At 62.4% G+C, this 23,263-nt stretch carries 25 protein-coding genes; 13 read left to right on the top strand and 12 right to left on the bottom strand.

Annotation, left to right across the window (positions count from 1 at the left end; translation table 11 throughout):
- Positions 1–237 (top strand): HNH endonuclease (locus HAV21_RS21440; protein ID WP_347877683.1); only part of this gene is annotated, 237 nt, incomplete at its 5' end.
- Between the two features lie 550 nt (positions 238–787).
- Positions 788–1,660: an NAD(P)-dependent oxidoreductase gene (locus HAV21_RS21435; RefSeq protein ID WP_166843086.1), complete on the top strand. Its 873-nt coding sequence runs from the start codon at positions 788–790 to the stop codon at positions 1,658–1,660.
- Positions 1,661–1,805: 145 nt separating this feature from the next.
- Here HAV21_RS21435 and HAV21_RS21430 read toward each other — a convergent pair whose 3' ends face one another.
- Genes HAV21_RS21430 through pdhA form a run of 3 tightly spaced genes read right to left on the bottom strand, consistent with a single transcriptional unit; the run spans position 1,806 to position 5,433 of the window.
- Positions 1,806–3,257 (bottom strand): dihydrolipoamide acetyltransferase family protein, encoded by a 1,452-nt coding sequence (locus HAV21_RS21430; RefSeq protein WP_166843085.1) that lies wholly within the window; start codon positions 3,255–3,257, stop codon positions 1,806–1,808.
- Positions 3,254–4,264, bottom strand: coding sequence for an alpha-ketoacid dehydrogenase subunit beta (locus tag HAV21_RS21425; RefSeq protein ID WP_166843084.1), 1,011 nt, complete (start codon positions 4,262–4,264; stop codon positions 3,254–3,256). The genes HAV21_RS21430 and HAV21_RS21425 overlap by 4 nt, the downstream gene beginning before the upstream one ends.
- Positions 4,264–5,433, bottom strand: coding sequence for a pyruvate dehydrogenase (acetyl-transferring) E1 component subunit alpha (pdhA, locus tag HAV21_RS21420; protein ID WP_166843083.1), 1,170 nt, complete (start codon positions 5,431–5,433; stop codon positions 4,264–4,266). Before pdhA ends, HAV21_RS21425 begins: the two co-directional genes overlap by 1 nt.
- Positions 5,434–5,628: 195 nt before the next feature.
- Between pdhA and HAV21_RS21415 the strand changes: the two genes are divergently transcribed.
- From HAV21_RS21415 to HAV21_RS21395, 5 genes are all read left to right on the top strand, one after another.
- Entirely contained in the window at positions 5,629–6,105 is a 477-nt protein-coding gene (locus HAV21_RS21415) for an Lrp/AsnC family transcriptional regulator (RefSeq protein WP_166843082.1), read from the top strand.
- Positions 6,106–6,247: 142 nt separating this feature from the next.
- Positions 6,248–7,048 carry a hypothetical protein gene (locus HAV21_RS22410; protein ID WP_347877682.1) on the top strand — a complete coding sequence of 267 codons (801 nt, stop codon included), beginning with the start codon at positions 6,248–6,250 and terminating at the stop codon, positions 7,046–7,048.
- A 128-nt stretch (positions 7,049–7,176) separates the two neighbouring features.
- Positions 7,177–7,584 (top strand): DUF4383 domain-containing protein, encoded by a 408-nt coding sequence (locus HAV21_RS21405; protein ID WP_062067466.1) that lies wholly within the window; start codon positions 7,177–7,179, stop codon positions 7,582–7,584.
- 64 nt (positions 7,585–7,648) lie between these two features.
- Positions 7,649–8,254: a hypothetical protein gene (locus HAV21_RS21400; protein WP_166843081.1), complete on the top strand. Its 606-nt coding sequence runs from the start codon at positions 7,649–7,651 to the stop codon at positions 8,252–8,254.
- Positions 8,255–8,330: 76 nt separating this feature from the next.
- A complete protein-coding gene (locus HAV21_RS21395; protein WP_166843080.1) occupies positions 8,331–9,350 on the top strand; it encodes a PHP domain-containing protein in 1,020 nt (339 codons plus the stop codon).
- A 79-nt stretch (positions 9,351–9,429) separates the two neighbouring features.
- On the opposite strand, the gene HAV21_RS21390 is transcribed toward HAV21_RS21395, so the two are convergent.
- On the bottom strand, positions 9,430–11,049 hold the full coding sequence (locus HAV21_RS21390) for a sodium/solute symporter (RefSeq protein WP_142939703.1): 1,620 nt from the start codon (positions 11,047–11,049) through the stop codon (positions 9,430–9,432).
- Positions 11,046–11,426, bottom strand: a complete 381-nt coding sequence (locus HAV21_RS21385; RefSeq protein ID WP_142939704.1) for a DUF485 domain-containing protein — start codon at positions 11,424–11,426, stop codon at positions 11,046–11,048. The genes HAV21_RS21390 and HAV21_RS21385 overlap by 4 nt, the downstream gene beginning before the upstream one ends.
- A gap of 208 nt (positions 11,427–11,634) precedes the next feature.
- On the opposite strand from HAV21_RS21385, the gene HAV21_RS21380 reads away from it, so the two are divergent.
- The 5 genes from HAV21_RS21380 to HAV21_RS21360 are packed head-to-tail and all read left to right on the top strand — an operon-like array spanning position 11,635 to position 16,139.
- Positions 11,635–12,831, top strand: coding sequence for a histidine kinase (locus tag HAV21_RS21380; protein ID WP_166843079.1), 1,197 nt, complete (start codon positions 11,635–11,637; stop codon positions 12,829–12,831).
- A gap of 22 nt (positions 12,832–12,853) precedes the next feature.
- Positions 12,854–13,573, top strand: coding sequence for a LytTR family DNA-binding domain-containing protein (locus HAV21_RS21375; protein WP_142939706.1), 720 nt, complete (start codon positions 12,854–12,856; stop codon positions 13,571–13,573).
- Positions 13,570–13,932 (top strand): hypothetical protein, encoded by a 363-nt coding sequence (locus HAV21_RS21370; RefSeq protein WP_166843078.1) that lies wholly within the window; start codon positions 13,570–13,572, stop codon positions 13,930–13,932. The genes HAV21_RS21375 and HAV21_RS21370 overlap by 4 nt, the downstream gene beginning before the upstream one ends.
- Positions 13,929–15,395: a cation acetate symporter gene (locus HAV21_RS21365; protein ID WP_166843077.1), complete on the top strand. Its 1,467-nt coding sequence runs from the start codon at positions 13,929–13,931 to the stop codon at positions 15,393–15,395. Before HAV21_RS21370 ends, HAV21_RS21365 begins: the two co-directional genes overlap by 4 nt.
- 48 nt (positions 15,396–15,443) lie before the next feature.
- Entirely contained in the window at positions 15,444–16,139 is a 696-nt protein-coding gene (locus HAV21_RS21360) for a hypothetical protein (protein WP_142939709.1), read from the top strand.
- A gap of 19 nt (positions 16,140–16,158) precedes the next feature.
- On the opposite strand, the gene HAV21_RS21355 is transcribed toward HAV21_RS21360, so the two are convergent.
- The 6 genes from HAV21_RS21355 to rpsB all read right to left on the bottom strand — a co-directional run bounded on the left by HAV21_RS21355 (position 16,159) and on the right by rpsB (position 21,064).
- Positions 16,159–16,743, bottom strand: coding sequence for a DivIVA domain-containing protein (locus tag HAV21_RS21355; protein WP_166843076.1), 585 nt, complete (start codon positions 16,741–16,743; stop codon positions 16,159–16,161).
- A 21-nt stretch (positions 16,744–16,764) separates the two neighbouring features.
- A complete protein-coding gene (locus HAV21_RS21350) occupies positions 16,765–17,700 on the bottom strand; it encodes a phosphatidate cytidylyltransferase (RefSeq protein ID WP_142939711.1) in 936 nt (311 codons plus the stop codon).
- Positions 17,700–18,257 carry a ribosome recycling factor gene (gene frr, locus HAV21_RS21345; protein WP_011774219.1) on the bottom strand — a complete coding sequence of 186 codons (558 nt, stop codon included), beginning with the start codon at positions 18,255–18,257 and terminating at the stop codon, positions 17,700–17,702. The genes HAV21_RS21350 and frr overlap by 1 nt, the downstream gene beginning before the upstream one ends.
- Before the next feature lie 116 nt (positions 18,258–18,373).
- Positions 18,374–19,111, bottom strand: coding sequence for a UMP kinase (pyrH, locus tag HAV21_RS21340; protein ID WP_014921238.1), 738 nt, complete (start codon positions 19,109–19,111; stop codon positions 18,374–18,376).
- 121 nt (positions 19,112–19,232) lie between these two features.
- Positions 19,233–20,069: a translation elongation factor Ts gene (tsf, locus tag HAV21_RS21335; protein WP_011774217.1), complete on the bottom strand. Its 837-nt coding sequence runs from the start codon at positions 20,067–20,069 to the stop codon at positions 19,233–19,235.
- Between the two features lie 122 nt (positions 20,070–20,191).
- On the bottom strand, positions 20,192–21,064 hold the full coding sequence (gene rpsB / locus HAV21_RS21330) for a 30S ribosomal protein S2 (RefSeq protein WP_142939713.1): 873 nt from the start codon (positions 21,062–21,064) through the stop codon (positions 20,192–20,194).
- A 407-nt stretch (positions 21,065–21,471) separates the two neighbouring features.
- Between rpsB and HAV21_RS21325 the strand changes: the two genes are divergently transcribed.
- Entirely contained in the window at positions 21,472–21,966 is a 495-nt protein-coding gene (locus HAV21_RS21325) for a M23 family metallopeptidase (RefSeq protein WP_166843075.1), read from the top strand.
- A 39-nt stretch (positions 21,967–22,005) separates the two neighbouring features.
- Here the strand turns inward: HAV21_RS21325 and HAV21_RS21320 are convergent, their stop codons facing one another.
- Positions 22,006–23,196 (bottom strand): acyl-CoA dehydrogenase family protein, encoded by a 1,191-nt coding sequence (locus HAV21_RS21320; protein ID WP_166843074.1) that lies wholly within the window; start codon positions 23,194–23,196, stop codon positions 22,006–22,008.
- Between the last annotated feature and the right edge of the window lie 67 nt (positions 23,197–23,263).

Genomic DNA, 23,263 nt, shown 5'->3' with positions numbered 1-23,263 from the left:
GACTGCACCATGCCCGCACCCTGGTGCGAAGCCCACCACACCACCTACTGGTCCCACGGCGGCACCACAGGCACAGACAACGGCACCCTGCTCTGCAGCCACCACCACCACATCATCCACAAAGAACTATGGCGCATCGACATGACAACCGGCGCCCCCTGGTTCATCCCCCCACCCCACATCGACCCCCACCAAAAACCCCGACGCAACCACCACCACACACCCCAACGAACATAAACCCAACCCACAACAGCCCCACGCGGGTCTGTCTGAATAGGCTCAATGGGACTGCCTGAACGGGATTGCCTGAAAACGGTGTGCGGGGCCTGACCCGAGGGGACGGGCGCCTGACGCGGATTTTGGGGAGGGCGATCGGTGCATAGCCTGTACCGGGCCCTCATTTCCTCATCGCCGCTAGCAGCTGACTACCGCCTACTGCCCACTGCCCGCCGTCCACTGCTTACTGCCCGCCGCCCGCCGCCCACTGCCCGCCGCCCGCCGCCCGCCGCCCGCCGCCCACTGCCCGCCGCCCACTGCCCGCCGCCCACTGCCTCTGTTTTGACGTGGGTTCTCCGGCAACACGCACGCCCGCGGGTTGTTCCGGTTTTCCTAGGACTCACAGGGCCTGCCTTAAGGGCTGCACTCAACAGATGTGCCACCTAGGCTGGAAAACCTAAGCCTTGCTGAACCGGCGAGGAATCGCGGGTTAGGTTCGGCCCCATAGCCAGGAGCACAAAATGTCCAGGAGCACCAAAAGTCTAGGAGCACAAATGTCGAGGAGCGCTAAATGAGGATTGCTGTCACGGGCGGAAGCGGGAAACTGGGCAGAAGCGTGGTTCGGCGGCTCACGCATGACGGCCACCAGGTGCTCAACATGGACCGAGCCGGCACCCGCGGGAAGGGCTACGTAAGCGTTGATCTGCGCAACTATGGGCAGGTAGTGGATGTCATCCTTGGCCTGGACGACCAACACGATGGCTTGGACGCAATTGTTCACTTGGCCGCCATCCCCGCTCCGGGTCTCGCCCCCGACGCCGCGATTTTCGAGAACAACATGGTGTCCACGTACAACGTGTTTCAAGCGGCACGAAGGGCAGGCATCAAGAAGGTGGTCTATGCCTCCAGCGAGACAGTCCTAGGGCTCCCCTTCGACACTGCACCTCCTTACATTCCCGTGGATGAGGAGTACGCGGCCCGTCCGGAAAGCACCTACTCGCTGGTCAAGCATCTTGAGGAGCAGATGGCCATCCAGCTCACACGATGGGATCCGGAATTGAGCATCACGGCGCTGCGCTTCTCCAACGTCATGGACCCCGAGGATTACGATGCCTTCCCGTCCTTCGACTCTGACGCAAACCTTAGGAAATGGAATCTGTGGGGCTACATTGATGCCCGCGACGGTGCCCTGGCTGTGGTCAGGGCCTTGGAACATGGTGAACCGGGCTTTGAAACTTTCATCATTGCCGCGGCCGATACTGTGATGAGCCGGAGCAGCGCTGATCTGGCTGCGGAAGTATTTCCCGGCGTCGAGGTCCTCAAAGAACTGGGCGAGCACGAAACCATGCTGTCCATTGACAAGGCGCGCAGGCTGCTGAGTTTTGAACCGGAGCACAGCTGGCGCACGTACCACTCCAACCGGACGACCCCCACGGAAGACTGAGCCACCGACGACCGAGCCAGCGAAACCGACCCGCCGAAGACTAACGCGGGCTTTAGTTCAGGCTTAGCGCGCGACGGCCCACCCCTTAGCTGCAGTTTCCTGCAAGCACTCGTAAAGGGATGGGCCGGCGCAGCTTCGGTTACCGCTAGATCATGGTCATCACCATTGCGGGGTCGGCAAGGATCGCCCCTAGGTCGGCAAGGAATCGCGATCCCTGTTCCCCGTCCACCAGGCGGTGGTCGAAGGACAGGCTGAGTGACATGACCTGCCGGACAGCGAGTTGGTCATTCACCACCCACGGCGCCTTCCGCACAGCACCCAACGCCACAATGGCGGCCTCGCCCGGGTTCAGGATGGGGGTCCCGGCGTCGATTCCGAACACGCCGATGTTGGTGATGGAGATGGTGCCGCCGGACAGCTCCGACGGCGACGTCTTGCCTGCACGCGCGGTATCCGTCAGTTCAGTCAGCGCCGTGGAAAGCTCACGAAGGGTAAGCCGGTCCGCATCCTTGATGTTCGGGACCGTCAGGCCTCGGGGCGTGGCGGCCGCTATGCCCAGGTTGACGTAGTTGTACTGGACAATCTCCTGGCTGGCGTCATCCCACCGCGAGTTCAGCGATGGATTGTTCCGCAGCGCCACCAGGACCGCCTTGGCCGCAAGGGTCAGCGGAGTGAGCTTGTAGCCTTCGAACGCCTTGTTGCCCTTCAACCTTGCCAGCAACTCCATGGTGGCCGTGACGTCCACCGTGAGGAACTCGGTAACGTGCGGCGCAGTGAAAGCACTCTGCACCATGGCCGCAGCCGTGAACTTCCGGACTCCCTTTATGGGAGTGCGGGTTTCGCGCTCAGCCCCTGCCTCAGAAACCCGGCCCTCGGCCGGGGCTGCGGCTGCCGTTGCACCGGAGAAGTTCTGAACATCCTCGCGGGTAATGAGCCCGCCCATCCCGGTTCCGGGGACGAGTTTCAGATCAATGCCAAGATCGCGCGCCAGTTTTCTCACCGGCGGGGTTGACCGCGGACGTTCGGAGGTGTCCCCCTCTGCCAGACGAGCCACCGCAGGCTCGATTGGCGCCGGAGCCGCTGGCGGTGCGGAATGCGCGGCCAGAACGTGACCGCGGGCACGGCGGGCCGGGCGGCCGCTGTGCTCGACGACGGCGCCATACCCCACCAGGTTCGGCTCACGTTTCGCCGGGGTCCCCACCGCTTCAACGCCGGCAGTTGCCGCCGAACCATTGGCAGATGTTTCGACGGCGACGCTGACTCCAGCGGATGGAGCGCCAGCAGATCCAGCACCAGCAGACCGGTCACCGCTGTCCGGCAAGCTGCGCCCGCTGGAGGACCCGGCGTCGTCAACCTCGAACGACACGATGGGCTTGCCAACTTCCACCACCGTGCCGGGCTGCTCATGAAGTTCTGCTACCACTCCCGCGAACGGAGAGGGTAACTCCACAACTGCCTTGGCGGTTTCAACTTCGGCGATGACCTGGTTCAGTGTGACGGTGTCCCCCACCGCTACCTTCCAGCTCAGGATTTCCGATTCGGTCAGGCCCTCGCCAAGGTCCGGCAGCCTGAATTCCTTGATCATGGTGGCGGTCATCCTTCCAGTCCACTCAACGAGTTGCGCCGACCCAGGGCGCGGTCCACGCCGTCGAGAATCCTGTCCAGATCCGGCAGGTGGTGCATCTCGAGTTTCGAGTAGGGGTATGGAACATCGAAACCGGTGATGCGGACCGGGGCGGACTCCAGATAGTGGAAGCAGCGCTCCGTGATGCTGGCGGCGATCTCGGCGCCCAGGCCACCGGACTGCCCCGCCTCGTGGGTGATCACCAAGCGTCCGGTCTTGCGGACAGAGGCTTCCACTACCGGGTAATCCACGGGGGCCAGCGAGCGCAGATCGATGACCTCCACGGAAATACCTTCGTCGGCGGCAGCCATGGCAGCATCCTTGGCCGTCTTCACGAGGGGACCGTAGGCCACCAGCGTGACATCCGAGCCGGCGGTCACCACGGCAGCCTTGTCCAGGGGAAGGGCAGTGGAGAGGTCAAGGGTCTCGTCCACATCGCCCTTGTCGTGATAGCGGCGCTTGGGCTCGAAGTAGAGCACAGGATCATCGGAGGCAATGGCCTGCTGAATCATCGTGTAAGCATCCTGCGGGTGGGAAACCGCCACCACACGCAAGCCGGAAGTGTGCGTGAAGTACGCTTCGGGTGATTCGGAGTGGTGTTCCGGCGATCCGATGCCGCCCCCGAAAGGAACACGAATGGTGATGGGCATCTTCACCCGTCCCTGCGTGCGGTAATGCATCTTGGCTACCTGGCTGACAATCTGGTCGAACGCCGGGTAGATGAAGCCATCGAACTGGATCTCGCACACCGGCCGGTAGCCGCGGTAGGCCAAGCCAACCGCGGTGCCAATAATGCCCGACTCGGCCAGAGGGGAATCGATGACCCGGTGCTTCCCGAAATCTTTCTGCAGCCCGTCCGTGACGCGGAAGACGCCACCGAGCGAGCCGATGTCTTCCCCCATGAGGACCACTTTGGGGTCGTTTTCGAGGGACTTCCGGAGACCGGCGTTGATGGCCCGGGCAAAAGTGAGCTTGGACATCAGAGTGCACCTTCCTCGGCGGGCTGGTTGAAGCTGTTCAGGTAGCGCGAATAGTGGTCCTTCTGGCGTTCAATCCAGGGGTTAGGGGTGCTGTATACGTGGTTGAAAACATCCAACGGCTGCGGGTCCGGCATATCAATACAGCTGGATCGCAGTTCCGCGGCCACGGCATCGGCTTTGGACTTCACCCTGGCTTCCAGGTTGTCAGTCAGCAGGCCCTTGGCTTCGAGCAGCTTGCGCAGCCTCAGAATGGGGTCCTTGGCAGCCCAGTCCTCCAATTCGATGGGGTCACGGTACCGGGTGGGATCATCGGCGGTAGTGTGCGGACCCATGCGGTATGTAACAGCCTCGATAAACGTAGGTCCGCCACCCTTGCGGGCTCGGTCCAACGCCACACGGGTTGCAGCCATGACAGCCAGGACATCATTGCCATCAACCCTCATACTGGGGATGCCGAAGCCGGTGGGCCTGTCAGCCAACTGGACATGGGACTGCACGCGGACGGGCTCGGAAATGGCCCAATGGTTGTTCTGGCAGAAGAACACCACGGGAGCCTGGTAGCTCGCTGCGAAGACCATGGCCTCGTTGACGTCGCCTTCACTCGTGGCGCCATCGCCGAAGTAGGCAAGTACCGCGGTATTGGCACCATCCAACTGAACGCCCATGGCATAGCCGGTGGCGTGGAGACTTTGCGAACCAATAATGATCTGGGGCGTCGCTAGGTTAATGCGCATTGGATCCCACCCATAGGAGGCGTTTCCGCGCCATACCCGGGCAATCTCGGACAGGTGGGCGCCACGTACGTAGGCCACCCCGCTTTCGCGGTAGCTGGGGAAAACGAAGTCATCGTCCCGGAGCGAGCGGCTTGAGCCGATCTGCGCTGCTTCCTGACCCAGCAACGGCGGCCACAGTGCGAGCTCTCCCTGACGCTGGAGGGCCGTGGCCTCCGCATCGATTCGGCGAATGACTGTCATGTCCTCGTACAAGGAGCACAGGTGTTCGTCGCCAATGTCCTTGACCCAGATATCGAATTCTGGATGGCTGATGCGTTCGCCCTCGGGCGACACCAACTGGAGCAGCTCTCCGCCAGTCCTCAAGGGAATTTGTGCACTATGTTCCGGGCTTGGAGTGTGGTGGTGCACTCCCTTGCCCGCCTGATCCGTCAACACAGGTGATCGCAACCTTCCGGCTCGTTTTCGTCGGCGCTGGCTGGACTTGTGATCCTGCCGCAGACCGGCCCTCCGGCACCTTCGCCGGAGTTAAGTGTGACCCTACTCACAAGAGGCATCGGGTACAACTACCCTCGCCGAAGTTGAGCATTCTGCCCTGTTTCAGACTCAGCGGCCGTGCTAATCTTGCGCATTATGCAACCCTTGGATGGCACTGATACCCGTCTCCTTTCGGCCATGGCCAAGGATCCCCGAGGTACTGTAGTGGCCTTGGCGCAGAAGCTGGGCCTGTCCAGGAACACTGTCCAAGCCCGGATGGCACAACTGGAGAAGAAACACGCCTTTCTCTCCTTCGAGCGGCGCATCAATCCCGCGGCGCTGGGGTACCCGCTCACCGCCTTCATTACTGTCCATGTGCAACAACAAAAACTGGCCTCGCTCTCCGAAGACCTCGCAGACATCCCTGAAATCCTTGAAGGCTTCGGCCTGACCGGCTCCGCGGACTTGCTATTGCGCGTGGTTGCCCTGGACGCGGAGGACCTCTACCGCATCAACGGAAAGATCCTCGGCTGTGATGGGGTGGAACGGACAGACACGGCACTGGCTATGCGGGAGATGATCCCGTACCGGGTGCAACCGCTGCTGGGGAGACGCTCCGGCGAAGGAAAATGACTCTTCACCTGCAGTAATGGGCGGTGCATCACTTGCCCGCAGAACCGGCATGCGATTTGATGCAAGTGGACGCATCGGGGGCCGGCCAGAGGTCCCCGGCCAGGTGGTGGCGCTGCCGAAGGCTACCGAAAGGGGCACTACCGTGAGCAACCCGCAACAACCCAACCAACCCGAGCCGAACAACCATGGCCAGAACCCGCCGCCGGTTCCCCTTGGCCCCGGGTATCCCCCGCAGGCAGGCGGCCCGTATCCCCCGCAGGCAGGCGGCCCGTATCCCCCACAGCCCGGCGGCCCGTATTCCCCGCAGCCCGGCGCTCCGTATCCCCCGCAGCCCGGGGCATCGCCGCAGTGGCAACAGCCGCCGTCGTCCGCTACTCCCCAAGGCGGCCCCCACTACGCTGCACCCGGCCACGAACCGTACGCCCAAAACCCCTACCCCCAGGGACAGAATGCGTATACCCAAGGCCAAACCCAGCCCGGGCAGTACCAACCCGGCCCGTACGGTCAGCAGCCCCCGAAGAAGAGCCGGAAAGTATTGTGGATTGTCCTCGGCATCGTCGCGGGAGTGATCGTCCTGGCAGTGGTGGGTGTACTGCTGTTGGTCAACCTGGTAGGGAATGCGACGTCCAAAGCCAGGTCACTGGCGGACGAGTTCACTAATCTGGTGGTCTCGGGCCAAACAGAGCAGGCCTATGACACCTACCTGAGCCAGCCCTTGAAAGACGAGCTGGACAAGCAGTCCTTCCTAGACGGCATCGCCAGCCTGAACCTGGATAGCTCGTGCAAGCCGAACTACAACTCAGTCAACGTGAACTCGGAAAACGGAAACAACAAAGCCAACCTCGGGGGCACGTTGCAATGCGACGGCAAGACAATCGACCTCCAGTACGTTTTCGAAGGCACCGACGACCTCAAAATGACCAGCATCCGCCTCCGCCCCTGAACGTCCGGGAATTTATCCGGTCCACCACCCATCCACCTGCGCATATGGTCCGAATCACTGCTTGAGAGCCCCAACCGGGGCTCAGCAGGACGGCCGGATTTTCCGGCCATCACCGGAAGGTTCGGACCATGCGTACTTCGCCCAATCGCCTGATCGCCACCATCTTCGGAGCCGTCTACCTTTTGGTAGGCGTCCTCGGATTCTTTGTCACCTCGGGAATCGGCTTCTTTGCCACCGAGGGCGCCAACCTGATCATCTTCGCCGTCAACCCGCTTCACAACATCATCCACCTGGCCATTGGCGCCGCACTGCTCTACGCCGGAATGAACAGCGTCACGCTGTCCAAGGGCGTCAATACTGCCGTGGGTGGCGTCTACCTCCTGGTGGGCATCCTTGGACTCTTCCTGGTGGGTTCCTCGCTGAACATCATCGCCCTCAACGGTGCGGACAACGTCCTGCACCTTGCCAGCGCCGTAGTCCTGTTGGGCGTTGCCCTGTCACAGGACAAGGCCGCCGTAGCGTCCGCCCGCGCCTGATCAGCTTCTGAATCGTCTGAACATCATCTGATCACCGCTTGTTAAGCGAGAGGACAGCACAGCCATGGAACGCAAAAATCACCCCACCCTCAGCGCAGCGACCCTTCTGTTCGTGTACTTCGCGTCAATGGCCGCCGGGATGGTTGAGCTTTCCCTTGCTGCAGGCTACCTCGCCGGAACGGAAACGGTGACACCCGGCCAGGTGGTGGCCGGTGTAGCAACCCTCGCCGGCGGCCTCGCATTCTTGGCTTGGTCGCTGTGGGGGCTGCACCGGAACACCCTGGTCCTTGCCCGCTATGCACTTCCTGTCCTCGCTGTGACTGCTGCTGCCCACCTTGCAGCAACGGTGGCCGGGATCAGCACCCAGCGCTCACTGAATGTGAGCCACTTTGCCGCTCTAGGCCTGACACTCATGGCAGTTGCCGGGGCTGGCTGGCTGAGGCGGCAGCACAAGACCAACGACGGCGGCGCCCACGGCCAGCCAAGGACCGGGCGGCTTCTGGCAGCCGCGTTCGGAGCCGCCGTCGTTGTTGCCTCTGTAGCAACACCCGGCCTGGCCGCCTCGATGGCGGGCCAGCATGCTGTCCCCCACGGGGAGCATGGCCAGGCACCCCATGAAGAAAGCGGCCAGGGCTCCAATCCCGCCCTGGATCCGGGTCGCCACCACTAGCTGGCAGTGACCGAACCGGCGCACCATCAACACTGCCCACTGTTGATGGTGCGCCTTGTTCGTGGATCATGGAGCCATGGATCCCCTTGAGGCGCTCGACGAAATCTCTTTCTGGCTCGAACGAAGCCAAGCCCCCACTTTCAAGGTCCAGGCGTTTCGAAAAGCAGCCGACGCCGCACGGCAGCTTTCGCCCGAGGACCTCAAGAAACTCGTGGGTTCCGGACGCATCACCAGTCTGAAAGGCGTAGGCAACCGCAGCGCCGAAGTCATCACCCAAGCCATGGACGGCCGGGTTCCCGACTATCTGGCTGATTTACGCGAGCGCGGCACTGAAGCCCTGGCCGCCGGAGGTGACACGCTGCGGGCAGCACTACGCGGGGACCTTCACAGCCACAGCAACTGGTCCGACGGCGGCTCCCCCATCGAAGCCATGGTTGCCGCCGCGCGCACCCTCGGACGCGAGTACCTGGCCCTGACTGATCACTCCCCCAACCTCACTATCGCCAATGGCCTCAGCGTGGAACGACTGGAGAAGCAATTGGATGTGGTGGACGGCATCAATGCCTCCCAGGATGGCTTCCGATTGCTCAAAGGAATTGAAGTGGACATCCTTGAAGACGGAACCCTGGACCAGACCCCGGACATGTTGGACCGTCTGGACGTGGTGGTGGCCAGCGTTCACTCAAAACTCCGATCAGACAAAAAGACCATGACCACACGAATGTTGGGTGGCATCAGTGATCCGCACACCAATGTGCTGGGGCATTGCACGGGCCGTCTGGTCCAAGGCTCACGGGGCACCCGGCCCGAATCCGAATTCGATGCCCCCAGAATCTTCAAGGAATGCGCGGAGTGGGGTGTCGCCGTCGAAATCAACTCCAGGCCCGAGCGCCAGGACCCACCGGACAACCTCATCACCATGGCCTTGGACGCCGGCTGCCTGTTCAGCATCGACAGCGACGCTCATGCACCCGGCCAGCTCGATTTCCTCCAGTACGGGGCGGAGCGGGCCGAAGCCATGGGTGTGCCCAAGGAACGGATCGTCACCACCTGGCCGCTGGAGCAATTGAAGGAATGGCTGAGCCTGAAAAAGTAGGTCTTCGGCCCACAACAAAGGGCTCCCCTGCAACGCTTAGCAGGGGAGCCCTTCGTGTGATGGCGTCGTCGCCGCGAGGTTAGTGGTCTACCGCCTTCTCAGCTCCAATGCCGGTCAGTGAGCGCACTTCCATCTCCGCCTGCTTGGCGGGATCTTCGCGCCGCTTGTCCAGGACCGTCCCGAGCCAGCCGAGGAAGAACGCCAGCGGGATGGACACAATGCCTGGGTTGCTCAACGGGAAGAGGGCGAAGTTCGCTCCCGGGATCATGGAGGTCTTGGCACCGGAAACCACAGGTGAGAACGTGATCAGCAAGATGGCAGCAGCAAGGCCGCCGTACATGCTCCACACCGCGCCCTGGGTGGTGAACTTCCTCCAGAACAGGGAGTAGACAATGGTGGGCAGGTTGGCCGATGCTGCTACCGCGAAGGCCAGGGCCACCAGGAAAGCCACATTCTGACCGTTGGCGAAGATTCCTCCCAAGATGGCCAGTACTCCAATCACCACCACGGTGCGTCGGGCTACCTTGACCTCAGTAACCGCGTCGGCTTTGCCCTTGGCAATGACATTTGCGTAGATGTCGTGCGCGAAGGATGCCGCCGCAGTGATGGTCAGGCCGGCCACCACCGCCAGGATGGTGGCGAAGGCGACTGCGGAAATGAAGCCCAGGAGCAGCGGGCCACCCAAGTGGAAGGCCAGCAGGGGTGCTGCGGAATTGACGCCACCGGGTGCGGACTTGATGGTCTCCGCACCTACCAGGGCTGCGGCACCGTAGCCCAGTACCAGGGTGAACAGGTAGAAGAGGCCGATCAGCCAAATGGCCCAGACCACGGACTTGCGGGCTTCCTTGGCGGTGGGGACGGTGTAGAAGCGCATCAGCACGTGCGGGAGCGCCGCCGTTCCCAGGACCAGGGCAAGGCCAAGTGACATGAAGTCGAGCTTGGACGTTTCGGTCTTGCCGTACTGCAGTCCCGGGTTCAGGATGGCCGGGTTGTTGGCGGCCTCGGCTGCAGAACCAAGCAGGCTGGACAGGTTGAAGCCGTAGATGGCGAGCACCATGGCCGTCATGACTGCGGCACCGGCGATCAGCAGGATTGCCTTGATGATCTGTACCCAGGTGGTGCCCTTCATGCCGCCAATCAGAACGTACATGATCATCAGGGCGCCGACGACCATGATCACCAGGGCTTGTCCGCCCCAGTCGCTAATGCCCAGCAGGAGCGAAATCAGGCTGCCCGCGCCCGCCATTTGGGCGAGGAGGTAGAAGAAGCAGACCGCCAAGGTGGACAGGGCCGCCGCAATTCGCACAGGGCGCTGGCGCAGGCGGAAGGACAGGACGTCAGCCATGGTGAATTTGCCGGTGTTGCGGAGCAGCTCAGCCACCAGGAGCAAAGCCACCAGCCAGGCAACAAGGAAGCCGATGGAGTACAGGAAGCCGTCGTAGCCGTTGATGGCAATGGCACCGGTGATGCCAAGGAACGAGGCAGCGGAGAGGTAATCGCCGGCAATTGCCGTGCCGTTTTGGGAGCCGGTGAACGAGCGCCCGGCAGCGTAGTAGTCCGCCGCGGTTTTATTGTTCCGGCTGGCTCGGAAGACGATCACCATGGTGACCGCCACGAACAGGGCGAAAATGCCCATATTCAACAGGGTGGTGTCTTTGAGGGCTTCGACGTTCACTGCCGCCGGGACCATGGTGTTCATTTGGTTACCCCGCTGTTCACATTGCCGTCCTTATCGAATTCGTGGCCCTCGATCTCGTTGCGGATTTCAGCAGCGATGGGGTCCAGCTTCCTGTTGGAGTAACTCACGTACCAAGCCGTAATGCCGAAGGTGGTGGCGAACTGCAGCAGGCCCAGAATCAGGCCGACGTTGATATTGCCCCACACTTTGATGGACATGAAGTCCACTGCGTAGGCGGCCAAGAGAACGTAAGCGAAATACCAAAGCAGGAATACAACTGCCATCGGGAAGACAAAGCTCCGGTGCCGCTTGCGCAGTGTCTTGAACCGTTCCGTCTGCTGGACTTCCTGGAAGTCCACGGACGCTGTTGCGTCCTGGGGTTGGGCCTCATTACCCATGGTTCCTCCTGATTGTGATGTGTCCACATCAGCTCCACGCGCCTTGCCAATGTGACTGCAATCACTATCGAACGCGGTGCTGTACCTGATCCAGAGGATCGCCGACCGCCGTCGCTCAGCGGTTATGATGCTGCGCCAAACGGCACCCGGGAGTGACCAACCGGGGCAACCGGCCGGCCGCGGAGGCGCATCCGGCTACGCTGGCCTCATGCCTGATTCCCCGCTCTTCACCGCAGCCGCGATCGCCGTGATCGCCCTGGCAGTCGCCGTCGTGGTGGGCGTTGGCCTCAAGGTGATCCGTTCCTTCAGGGATCTGGGCACGGACGCCGAGCGCGCAACCTACACCACACTCCATGCAGCTTCCCGGGCCGGGCAGCACCTTCGCGGCGGCCTCCACCCCGCCGGAGCAGCCAAGGCGAGCAAGCAACTGCGGGTCCTTCTGGGCTGCGATGCGTTGGCCATCACGGACACGGACTCAGTGCTCGCCTGGGACGGCGCCGCCGAAGAACTCCGGCCTACACTGATGCAACTCGCGGCGGAAGTTCTGACCACGGGGCGCACGGTAGTGGTTCCCCGGGCCGGTTACCCTGCCACCTCCGACCATGGACACCACGACTACAGCGCTGTGATCGCACCCATCCGGGCCGGATCCAAGGTGGTTGGCTCCGTGGCCGCGCTGGCCCCTGCGGCCGGGGCCGGGCTGGTCAGGGCCACCAGCGAAGTGGCCGACTGGATTGCCGCGCAGTTGGAGCTGGCAGAGCTGGAATCTTCGCGCACCCTCCTCATGGAAGCCGAGGTCCGGGCACTTCGGGCGCAGATCAGTCCGCACTTCATCTACAACTCGTTGAACGCCATAGCCTCTTTCATCAACACCGATCCAGCAAGGGCCAGGGAACTCGTGGTGGAGTTCGCCGATTTCACCCGGTACTCGTTCCGGCGGCACGGGGACTTCACCACCGTAGCGGAGGAACTACGCTGCATAGATCGCTACCTGCTGCTGGAACGGGCCAGGTTTGGCGAGCGCGTCCAAGTGAGCCTTCGGATCGCTCCCGAAGTCCTCAGCACCGTCATCCCGTTCCTCAGCCTCCAACCCCTGGTGGAAAACGCCGTCCGGCACGGCTTGGAGGCCAAGGAAGGCCCGGGACACATCACCATTTGCGCGAATGACTCCGGCGCGTTCGCCGAAGTGACCATCGAAGACGACGGCGTGGGCATGGACCCGGAACATCTGCGGTCAGTGCTCGCCGGACATACAGACGGTGACCACGTGGGACTCCGCAATGTGGACGCCCGCCTCAGGCAGGTCTACGGCGACGAGCACGGGCTTGTCATCGACACGGCGCCGGGCGAAGGCACCATGATCACAATGCGGGTGCCCAAATCCCAGCCCGACCACGACGCCTGATGCTGCGGTTAGTCTTTTAAACATGATCAACGTGCTCGTCGCCGATGACGAACTACCCGCAGTGGAAGAGCTCGCCTTCCTGCTGGGCCGGGATGACCGCATAGGCGTCATCCACCGTGCATCATCCGGTGCCCAGGCGCTGCGGACCCTGGAAACAGAGTCCGTGGATGCTGTCTTCCTCGATATCCACATGCCGGCGCTCTCAGGCCTGGACATCGCACGCGTCATTTCCCGCAGCGCCCGCCCGCCCGCCGTCGTATTCGTCACCGCAGATGAAGATTGCGCGCTCGAAGCGTTCGACCTCGCCGCCGTCGACTACTTGCTGAAGCCACTCCGGGCGGAACGGCTTTCGCGTTCCGTGGACAGGATCAGCGATCTCATCAAGGATGGAACTCCAGCGCCGGAAATGATCACGGTGGACCTCGGCAGCACCACCCGCATGATCCGCCGCGACGACGTCACCTACGTGCAGGCCCAAGGGGACTACGCAAGACTGCACACCGCCGAAGCCAGTTACCTCATCCGGGTTCCCCTCAGCGATCTCGAACAAAAATGGGCGGGAGCCGGGTTCATCCGGATCCATCGCTCCTATCTCATCGCCCTGAACCACGTACAGCACCTCAAGCTGTCCGCCACAGGGCCGAGCGTCGCTGTGGCCGGCGCTGAACTGCCCATCAGTCGCAGGCACCTGCCCTCGGTCAGGGAAAAGCTGCACTCCACCCGCATCCGGCCGCAAGGATGACACGCGTCCGTGTCACGGCGCCACGGCAGTCGGCCACAGCTGCGCCGGGTAGGTTGCCCTATCCCCGGGAGGTCAGCGAAGACTCCGACGCCGGACGTCTTTTCATCCGCTCCCTGATCCGGTCCCAACTACGGTTGGCTTTGGTGGTGGCCTGCGGGTTCCTGATTATCCTCGCCGTGCTCGCACTCTTTCTTGTATACGGCCCCGGGGTGGCGGAGACAAGAATCGCAGGGATTCCCTTGGATTGGCTGGTATTGGGCGCCGGCATCTACCCCGTGATCGGGCTGAGCGCCTGGCTTTACAATCGTGCAGCAGCCCGCAATGAGGCACGCTACAGGGACCTTGTGGAGGACAAGTGAACCCAGCCGTGGGCCTCTTCGCTTTCCTCGCCGTTTCCATCGCGACGGCCGTCATTGGCTTCTACGGCCTGCGCATTTCACGGACCACCGGCGATTTCTATGTGGCCTCACGAACCGTTCCGCCCTGGTGGAACGCTTCTGCAATCGGCGGCGAATATCTCTCAGCCGCCAGCTTCCTGGGCGTCGCCGGGCTGATCCTGCTTTCAGGGACCGACGCACTCTGGTTCCCTGTGGGATACACGGCCGGCTACCTCATGCTGCTGCTCTTCGTGGCCGCTCCCCTGCGTCGCTCCGGCGCCTACACCATTCCGGATTTCACCGAAGCACGGTTGGACTCACAGCTGGTCCGCCGGGTGACCAGCCTGATGGTGGTGGCCGTCGGCTGGCTATACATCGTGCCGCAACTCCACGGCGCTGCGCTCGCTATCCGGATCACCACCGGCCTGCCGTCCTGGGTCGGTTCGACGGCGGTAGTGGTGGTGGTGTGCTTGACGGTGGCTGCCGGTGGCATGCGCTCGATCACTTTCGTTCAGGCTTTCCAGTACTGGCTGAAACTGACTGCGCTGGCGGTGCCCGTCATGTTCGTCCTACTGGTGCTGGCAGGTAACGGCACGCAACCACAAGCACCTCTGCCCGTCAATCCCACCGGCCAAGGGGCTGCCGGGGCGTACCAGCACATATCACTTCTGGTGGCGTTACTCTTCGGAACCCTGGGCCTCCCCCACGTCCTGGTGAGGTTCTACACCAACCCGGACGGCCAATCGGCCCGCCGGACAACCCTCATTGTGCTGGGGCTGCTCTCCGTCTTCTACCTCTTTCCTACCCTGTCCGGGGCCTTGGGCAGGATGTTCGCGCCGGAACTGGCACAGTCCGGTCAAGCCGACGCCCTGGTCTTGTTGCTGCCCGGCAAACTCGTGGGAGGCATGGCCGGTGACCTCCTGTCCGCCTTGGTAGTCGCCGGTGCGTTCGCCGCCTTCCTGTCCACGACGTGCGGGCTGGTTGTTTCACTGTCCGGCGTCATCAGCCAGGACCTCTTTGGAGGAAGCGTGAGGGGCTTCCGCCTCGCTGCGGTGCTGGCCGCCGTCGTACCTTTGGGTTTTGCGTTGATGACAGACACTCTTGCGCTGGCAGGAAGCGTTGGCTTGGTCTTTGCTTTCACAGCGTCCACCATCTGCCCGCTGTTATTGCTGGGGATCTGGTGGCGCGGACTGACCGACGCCGGCGCCATCGCGGGCATGCTGACAGGGGCGCTCCTTTGCGGGGGCGCCATGGTGGTGGGCACCCTCATGGGCCCCGGGAATGCGTCGGCGTGGTTGGCTCAGCCTGCGGCATGGAGCGTGCCTGCAGCATTCGCGGTGACCGTGACGGTGTCGATCATCACCAAGAACCGTGTTCCGGCGTCAGTGAACCGGGTGATGTCGCGGCTGCATGTGCCGGAGAGGCCCGTAGCGACCGAAAGGTAGCGGCGTCAAGCCGTTGTCCGCTGCCCCCGCAGGGTGGACAATGGCGCCATGTCCGAGGAACCGGGCGCCGCCGGTCCAGAACCGCCGCCCACACCGGAGTTATCTCCCAGCGTTCGCGCGCAGTTGTTGGCCACGGAACACTGGAGCCTGCTGGCATCAAGGAGCACCACCCAAGGTGAAGTCCTCACCCGCATCAGCATGTTCCTGACTTTCACCTCGGCAAGCCTGCTCAGTGTGGCACTCGTGGGCAATGCCACCCAGTTTTCAGACGCATTCAGGGCCTTCGCGCTGACCATCCTGTGCATCGACGTCATGGTCGGTTTTCTGACTCAGGTTCGCGTACTGAACGTCGGCATGGAAGACCTGATGTATGTGATCGCCATGAACAGGCTGCGGGCTGCGTATGTGGAACTCGATCCGGGGATGGCCCGCTATCTTATGGCGGCGTACCACGACGATTTGGCCGGCTCCGACCAGACCTACTACTTTCTGGGCCCGCGGAGCTCGTTGAGCCAACTGGCCGGCAGCAGCATGATCTTCATGATCACAGCCAACTCGGCCTTGATGGCGCTGTGGTCGGGGTCCGCACTCCTGGCAATGGGACTCCCCATACCAGTCTTCGTCTCAATCGCGGTCTTTGTAGCCTTGGCCTTCTTCACCGGGTCCATGCTTGTGGGCAAGCGCGCCTACGACCAGGCTTACAAGAACAACCCGCCAATCTCGCCGACTCCCCGCAAGGCCTAAACCGACCCAGTGTTACTGATCAGTCGATGGCCGCCATGAGCTCGACAACGCGGGCGAGGAATGCGTCCACCTGGGCTTCCTCATACCCCTCGGCACCCTTGGCTGGCCGGAAAACAGCCCGGCGCACAGTGTCTACACTCAGGGCCTGATCGTGCTCCAGGTACCCGATGAGCTCGGCACACAGGGCATCAACATCCTCGACGTTGTAGCTGCGGGTCCGCTTCCCCGACGGGCGACGGAACCGCTCGCCGTCGGGCCTGTGAAGCCTGCCGCGGAGAATGCCGGAGAGTTTGCCGATCTGCCGCAGCCAGGCTTCTTCGCCCTGCTGGCTGATGAGGTCGTCCCTCTCTCTGCGCGCAAACGCGTCCTCCAACCGGTCCAGTGCGGCATCGACGCTGTTGGCATCGTAGCCGCCCTTGACGGGATCAAAAGCAACGGCCCTGACGTCCACGCTGGTCACTTGGTCCGCCGTGCCTACCGGGTTCTCAAACGATGTCCGGGCGCGCTGGAGGAACTCGTCCACCTGCTTGGCGTTATAGCCGTACTTGCTGCGCTCCACGCGCTCAAACGTTGCGGGGATCTGGCGTCGAATATCCAAGGCCACTAGTTTTCCTTCATTGGGTTGTCAGACGCCGCTCAGCAGCGCGAACAGAACATAGGCTACGGGGGCTGCGAACACGATGGAGTCCAGGCGGTCCATGATGCCGCCATGGCCGGGCAGGATGCTGCTCATGTCCTTGACGCCAAGTTCGCGTTTGACCATGGACTCGGCGAGATCACCGGCGGTTGATGCGGCTACCATTCCCACGGCCAGCACAAGACCCACCCACCAAGGCCTGTCCAGCAGGAAGATGCACGCAAGGACGCCAATCAGCATGGCCCCGGCGACGGACCCCGCGAAGCCCTCCCACGACTTCTTGGGGCTGATCTTTGGCGCCATGGGGTGCTTACCGAAGGAGGCGCCAACAATGTACCCGAACGTGTCATTGGATACCACCAACAACAGCATGGACGCGATCTGCCAGGCGCCTTCGGGAATTCCGTCGGGCCAGAAACCCACAGGAGTGGGCCCGCCGGCGGTGTGCAGGGAAAGCGAGGCGAAACTGATGAGGAAAGGAATCCACGCCAGGGTGAAGACACCGGCGAACACGCTCCGCGGCGCCCCTGCAGCGCTCTCTATGGAGCGCCACAACAAGACGGCCACGGAGCTCGCCGTCATAGTGAAAAGCAAACCTTCAAGTCCGCCGAAGTAGGCAGACACCGGCATCACCAAGCTGCCGATCATCACGGGGATGACCGGCATCCGGGTGCCCTGCGCCTCAAGGGCCCTATAAACCTCCCAGACACCCAGCACCGCAAAAGCGGTAGTGAGGAGGACGAATCCCAGCGGGAGGAACAGCAAGCCGCCCAAAACGGCCAAAAGCATGGCAAGCCCGACGCCGATGGCGGCCGGAAGATTCCGGCCCGCCTTGGGTGTGGGGTTCTTGCGCACGCGCCTGGCGCGCTTGGGGGTATCGCGTGTCGGGACCCGCTCAGCGGGCGCCGGCTCAGCCTGGTTCATCAGACCTCGAGCAGCTCGGCTTCCTTGCGCTTGAGCAGTTCGTCGATGCTGTCAACGTGCTGCTTGGTCAGGGCGTCGAGTTCCTTCTCAGCGCGTGCACCCTCGTCTTCGCCGGCTTCGCCGTCCTTGACGAGCTTGTCCAGCGAATCCTTGGCTTTGCGGCGGATGCTACGGATGGAAACCTTGGCGTCCTCACCCTTGCCCTTGACGATCTTCACGTACTCTTTGCGGCGCTCTTTGGTGAGTTCCGGGATGGTCACGCGAATGACGTTGCCATCATTGGAGGGGTTGGCGCCAACCTCGGAGTCGCTCAGGGCCTTCTCGATGTCACGCAGGGCGGTTTTATCGTAAGGGGTAATCAGGATGGTGCGGGCATCCGGCACCCCGAAGGAGGCCAGCTGCTGCAGCGGAGTAGGCGTGCCGTAATACTCGACGATCACCTTGTTGTAGAGGGCGGGGTTGGCCCGGCCAGTACGGATCGAGGCGAAATCGTCCTTGGCTACCTCCACCGCCTTGTCCATCTTCTCGCCGGCTTCGAGCAAGGTCTCTTCGATCACGGGTTTCTCCTCAGAAATAGTTGCTGCCCAACTGCAGGCGGCAATGCACAGTAAAGCAATGCACAGTAAAGATCCGCCACCAGGGGCGGACGGTCCTAGAAATATCCTAGCCCTTGCTAGGGAGTAACCAGGGTTCCCAGCGTTTCGCCGAGGATGGCACGGGTTACGTTGCCTTCACCCTCCATACCGAAGACCACCATGGAGAGACTGTTGTCCTTGCACATGGTCATTGCGGTCTGGTCCATGACCCGGATGTCACGGCGCAGGGCGTCATCGTAGCTGAGGACATCCAGCTTCTCGGCCGTGGGGTCCTTTTTGGGATCGGCGGTGTAGACGCCATCCACGCCACTCTTGGCCATGAGGACCACGTCTGCGTGCACTTCGAGGGCACGCTGCGCAGCGACTGTATCGGTGGAGAAGTAGGGCAAGCCCGCGCCCGCGCCGAAAATGACCACACGGCCCTTTTCCATGTGGCGGATAGCCCGGCGGGGGATGTAAGCCTCTGCCACCTGGCCCATGGTGATGGCGCTCTGGACGCGGGTTTCCACTCCGGCTTGCTCCAGGAAGTCCTGCAGGGCCAGGCAGTTCATCACGGTGCCCAGCATGCCCATGTAATCGGCGCGGGAGCGGTCCATGCCGCTTTGCGACAGTTCGGCGCCGCGGAAGAAGTTACCCCCGCCTACGACGATTGCCACTTCGACTTCAGTGACCGCGGCAGCGATCTGCTTGGCGATGGCGCGCACTGTCTCGGGATCGACGCCGAGCTTGCCTCCGCCGATGACCTCGCCGGAGAGCTTCAGAAGTACACGGCGGCGGGTCTTCTCGGGCTGGATAGCAGTGTTGACGGTTTCCATGGTGCCTTCCCGTTGGTGGACTCTGGCTAGATTATCGTGCTGTGGGTCCGCGCAGGTACTACCCGGACGGGTGCATGAAAAAGGGGCGGCCACCGAAGTGACCACCCCTTTTCATGTAGTACTAGTTTCCGACGCGGAAACGGGTTACTGCGGTTGCCTTGACGCCGGCTTCTTCGAGGACCTGTGCAACAGTCTTCTTTGAATCCTTGGCGAATGCCTGGTCAACCAGAACTTCGCCCTTGTAGAAGCCCGTCACGCGGCCTTCCACGATCTTGGAGAGCGCAGCTTCGGGCTTGCCTTCAGCCTTTGCGGTCTCTTCGGCGATGCGACGCTCGGACTCGACCAGTTCGGCCGGGACATCCTCGCGGGTCAGGTAGTTCGGAGCCATGGCTGCAACGTGGACAGCGATGTCGTGTGCGGCGGTGGCAGCGGCTTCGCCTTCACCGTCGACAGCGAACAGGACGCCGACCTGGGCCGGGAGGTCCTTGGACGTCTTGTGCAAGTAGGCGTCAACCGTGGTGCCCTCAACGCGGGAGATACGGCGGACAACAACCTTCTCGCCGAGGACAGCGCCCTCTTCGACGACAACCTCGGACAACGGCTTGCCGTCAACCTCGGTGGCCAGCAGGGTCTCGAGGTCGGCTGCGCCGGACTCGACTGCAACGTTGAGAACCTTGTCAGCCAGCTGGATGAACTTGTCAGCCTTGGCGACGAAGTCGGTCTCGCAGTTGACCTCGATCATTACGCCAACGCCGCCGTTGACCTTGGCAGCAACCAGGCCTTCAGCAGTGGAACGGCCTTCGCGCTTGGTAGCACCCTTGAGGCCCTTGATGCGGATGATTTCGATGGCCTTCTCGGCGTCACCGTTGGCTTCGTCAAGAGCCTTCTTGACGTCCATCATGCCGGCGCCGGTGCGCTCGCGCAGGGCCTTGATGTCAGCAGCAGTGTAGTTCGCCATGTGAACCCCTCTGTCTAGAAATTTTTGTGTTTACATAACTGACAGGACGGCAGCCCACCGCGTGAGCCACCATCCTGTCAGTTGCCCCTGGTGCCGTTTCGGGTATCAGGGAAGGTCCAGATTTACTTGGCTTCTTCGGCTTCGCCGGCTGCAGCTTCAGTTGCCTCGGGAGCCTCAGCTGCGGGAGCTTCTGCTGCCGGAGCCTCGGTTGCCGCTGCTTCTTCGGCCTTGCTGCCTTCGAGGAGCTCGCGCTCCCACTCAGCCAGCGGCTCTTCCGGAGCTTCGGTGGTGCCGGTTGCGCGCTGGTTGCGGGCGATGAGGCCCTCAGCCACGGCGTCGGCAACAACGCGGGTCAGCAGGTTGACGGAGCGGATGGCGTCGTCGTTGCCCGGGATCGGGAAGTCAACTTCGTCGGGATCGCAGTTGGTGTCCAGGATGGCAACAACCGGGATGTTCAGCTTCTTGGCTTCGTCAACAGCAAGGTGTTCCTTCTTGGTGTCAACAACCCAGAGGACCGAGGGAGCCTTGGTCAGGTTGCGGATGCCACCGAGGTTGGACTCGAGCTTGGTGAGTTCACGCTTGAGGAGCAGGAGCTCCTTCTTGGTGTAAGCCGAACCGGCGACGTCGTCGAAGTTGATCTCTTCGAGTTCCTTCATGCGCTGGATACGCTTGGCGACGGTCTGGAAGTTGGTGAGCATACCGCCCAACCAACGCTGGTTGACGTACGGCTGGCCGACGCGCGTAGCCTGCTCGGCAATTGCTTCCTGAGCCTGCTTCTTGGTGCCGACGAACAGGACGGTGCCGCCGTGGGCAACAGTAGCCTTGACGAACTCGTAAGCGCGGTCGATGTAGGACAGCGACTGCTGAAGGTCAATGATGTAGATGCCGTTGCGCTCCGTGAAGATGAAGCGCTTCATCTTCGGGTTCCAACGACGGGTCTGGTGTCCAAAGTGGACGCCGCTGTCAAGCAGCTGGCGCATAGTTACGACGGGCATGCCGACGCTCCTTCCGGCAGGTCATTCATGAGAGAGCCCATGGGACTGCTCTTACCCTGCCAATAGTTGACGGTTGTTTAGCCTTTGCCCGGATGGGCGCGGCTCCTGGCATCCATTGCGCTTCTCATCCGGCATGGAGCCTAAGCTCTGCCGGACCGCAAGAGGCACAATCCTCCGCAGCACAAAACCGTGAGGCTTCGCTGGTGGAGGGCTGGATACGCGTAGTCAGCCTGGGACCCTCACACATCTGAATGAGACATGCTCCTGAACAAGCTCGAGGGCACAGCAAACTGCTCCACCAAGTGTACTACAGCGACCCCACCGCTTTGACCGTAGGAAACCACGCGTTATCCACATACGGAAGCCCGGGGATCGATCCAGGGGGCGTTCGGCAGAAGGCTTGGTCCATGACCCTTTTGAAGACCCTGATGGCCGCTGTTGCCGCCCTGACCGTCGTGGCGACCACTGCCATGACGCCCGCGCCGGTCAACCCACGCTGGAGTTGGCCCCTCTCCCCCAAACCTGCCGTGCTGCGAACGTTCGACCCGCCGGACAAGCCCTGGCTCAGCGGGCACCGGGGTGTTGATTTGGGGCCACCGCCCGACGGCGGCCCGGTCACCGCGCCGTCGGATGGCGTGGTGACCTTTGCCGGCGTCGTGGTTGACCGTCCTGTAGTGACCATCGATCACGGCGATGGACTCAAGAGCAGTTTCGAGCCGGTGACCAGTGAACTCAAAGCCGGCGACACCGTGCGCAAGGGTCAGGTTATGGGCACCGTAGAGCCCGGTCACTGCAACAGCACCGCATGCCTTCATTGGGGCGTGCGGCGCGGCGAGGACTACGTCAATCCCCTGGGTTTCGTAGAGGACATGCGGCCATCCGTCCTGTTGCCGCTGCACTGATCGCCGCCGAAGATGGGTCCCCGCCGCGCAGCAAGCGTCTTAGACGATGGCAGAAACGCCCGTAATGGCGCGGCCGGTCACCAAAGTGTTGATCTCGTGCGTGCCCTCGTAGGAGTAAATGGCCTCCGCATCGGAGAAGATCTTGGCCATTCCGTAGTCCGTAACGATTCCGTTGCCGCCCAGGATGCTGCGCCCCAGGGCAACGCTTTCGCGCATGCGGGCCGTGGTGAAAGCCTTCGCCAAGGCCGACTGCTCGTCCCTGGCCACGCCAGCGTCTTCAAGTTGGGCCAGGCGAACCATCATGCCCATGGAGGCTACGGTGTTTCCGAGAATCTGGACCAACTGGTTCTGCACCAACTGGAACGCCGCCAGCGGCCGCCCGAATTGCTGACGCTCCACGGCGTAACTGCGGGCGACATCGAAGGCAGCCATCTGCAGCCCCACAGCCTGCCAGGCCACAGCCAGACGGGTCACCTTGAGCACCTTGTTGGTATCACGGAAGCTGTTGCCGTTGGCAAGCTTGAAGAAGTCCGGCACCACCACGTTGTCCAGAACGATATCCGCATTCTGGACCGTACGCAGGGAGATCTTGTTCTCGATCTTGCTGGCCGAGTAGCCCGGAAGTGCGGTGTCCACCAGGAACGCCTTGACCTGGTTGTCCTCCACGTCCTTGGCGTAGATGACCACCCAGTCGGAGAACGTGGCATTGCCGATCCACCGCTTGGCGCCATTGAGAATCCAGGTGTCGCCGTCCCGCTTGGCGGTGGTGCGCGTTCCACCAGCGACGTCGGAGCCACCCAGGGGCTCGGTCAGTCCGAAGGCGCCGATCTTCTTCAGGGAGTAAATGTCCGGCAGCCAGGCGTCCTTCTGCTCCTGCGACGCCAGGGCCTCAATCGAGCCCGTGAAGAGCCCGTCGTGGACACCCATGAACGTGGCGATCGAAGCGTCAGCACGGGTCACTTCTGCGTGGAGCATGCCGGCGAACAGGTTGGAGTACCCCTGACGCCGAACCGGGCTGACAAGATCCAGTTCGCCAAGCTTGGGGATGAGGTCCATGGGGAACTCGCCACGGTTCCAGCAATCCACGGCAATGGGCTTGACTTCGCGGGTGAGGAATTCGCGGACTTCCGCCAGACGGTCCTGCTCTTTTCCTGTCAGCATCTGCTCGAAGGCGTAGAAGTCGCCGTCGGCATACGGGAGGTTGGTGGCGTCGAATGCAGCGTTGGACATATTCGCTCCTTCAAAGGTGGTCGCCTGCGACCACATCAGGTCCGGAAGAACTGCACAGCCTCGATGG

It is taken from the genome of Paenarthrobacter sp. MSM-2-10-13 (assembly GCF_011605365.1).
Taxonomy (GTDB): Bacteria; Actinomycetota; Actinomycetes; order Actinomycetales; family Micrococcaceae; genus Arthrobacter.
Note: the sequence above shows the minus strand (reverse complement) of the source record. Positions and strands in the feature narration are given on the sequence as shown.

What these genes read in the sequence shown, in the direction of transcription:
- HAV21_RS21385 (WP_142939704.1), bottom strand. Translation starts at nt 11,426, where the DNA reads ATGGGTAATGAGGCCCAACCCCAGGACGCAACAGCGTCCGTGGACTTC.
- HAV21_RS21325 (WP_166843075.1), top strand. Translation starts at nt 21,472, where the DNA reads ATGACCCTTTTGAAGACCCTGATGGCCGCTGTTGCCGCCCTGACCGTC.
- HAV21_RS21350 (WP_142939711.1), bottom strand. Translation starts at nt 17,700, where the DNA reads ATGAACCAGGCTGAGCCGGCGCCCGCTGAGCGGGTCCCGACACGCGAT.
- pyrH (WP_014921238.1), bottom strand. Translation starts at nt 19,111, where the DNA reads ATGGAAACCGTCAACACTGCTATCCAGCCCGAGAAGACCCGCCGCCGT.
- tsf (WP_011774217.1), bottom strand. Translation starts at nt 20,069, where the DNA reads ATGGCGAACTACACTGCTGCTGACATCAAGGCCCTGCGCGAGCGCACC.
- HAV21_RS21370 (WP_166843078.1), top strand. Translation starts at nt 13,570, where the DNA reads ATGACACGCGTCCGTGTCACGGCGCCACGGCAGTCGGCCACAGCTGCG.
- HAV21_RS21425 (WP_166843084.1), bottom strand. Translation starts at nt 4,264, where the DNA reads ATGTCCAAGCTCACTTTTGCCCGGGCCATCAACGCCGGTCTCCGGAAG.
- HAV21_RS21360 (WP_142939709.1), top strand. Translation starts at nt 15,444, where the DNA reads ATGTCCGAGGAACCGGGCGCCGCCGGTCCAGAACCGCCGCCCACACCG.
- HAV21_RS21320 (WP_166843074.1), bottom strand. Translation starts at nt 23,196, where the DNA reads ATGTCCAACGCTGCATTCGACGCCACCAACCTCCCGTATGCCGACGGC.
- HAV21_RS21390 (WP_142939703.1), bottom strand. Translation starts at nt 11,049, where the DNA reads ATGAACACCATGGTCCCGGCGGCAGTGAACGTCGAAGCCCTCAAAGAC.
- HAV21_RS21400 (WP_166843081.1), top strand. Translation starts at nt 7,649, where the DNA reads ATGGAACGCAAAAATCACCCCACCCTCAGCGCAGCGACCCTTCTGTTC.
- HAV21_RS21375 (WP_142939706.1), top strand. Translation starts at nt 12,854, where the DNA reads ATGATCAACGTGCTCGTCGCCGATGACGAACTACCCGCAGTGGAAGAG.
- HAV21_RS21415 (WP_166843082.1), top strand. Translation starts at nt 5,629, where the DNA reads ATGCAACCCTTGGATGGCACTGATACCCGTCTCCTTTCGGCCATGGCC.
- rpsB (WP_142939713.1), bottom strand. Translation starts at nt 21,064, where the DNA reads ATGCCCGTCGTAACTATGCGCCAGCTGCTTGACAGCGGCGTCCACTTT.
- HAV21_RS21395 (WP_166843080.1), top strand. Translation starts at nt 8,331, where the DNA reads ATGGATCCCCTTGAGGCGCTCGACGAAATCTCTTTCTGGCTCGAACGA.
- HAV21_RS21435 (WP_166843086.1), top strand. Translation starts at nt 788, where the DNA reads ATGAGGATTGCTGTCACGGGCGGAAGCGGGAAACTGGGCAGAAGCGTG.
- HAV21_RS21430 (WP_166843085.1), bottom strand. Translation starts at nt 3,257, where the DNA reads ATGACCGCCACCATGATCAAGGAATTCAGGCTGCCGGACCTTGGCGAG.
- HAV21_RS21380 (WP_166843079.1), top strand. Translation starts at nt 11,635, where the DNA reads ATGCCTGATTCCCCGCTCTTCACCGCAGCCGCGATCGCCGTGATCGCC.
- HAV21_RS21405 (WP_062067466.1), top strand. Translation starts at nt 7,177, where the DNA reads ATGCGTACTTCGCCCAATCGCCTGATCGCCACCATCTTCGGAGCCGTC.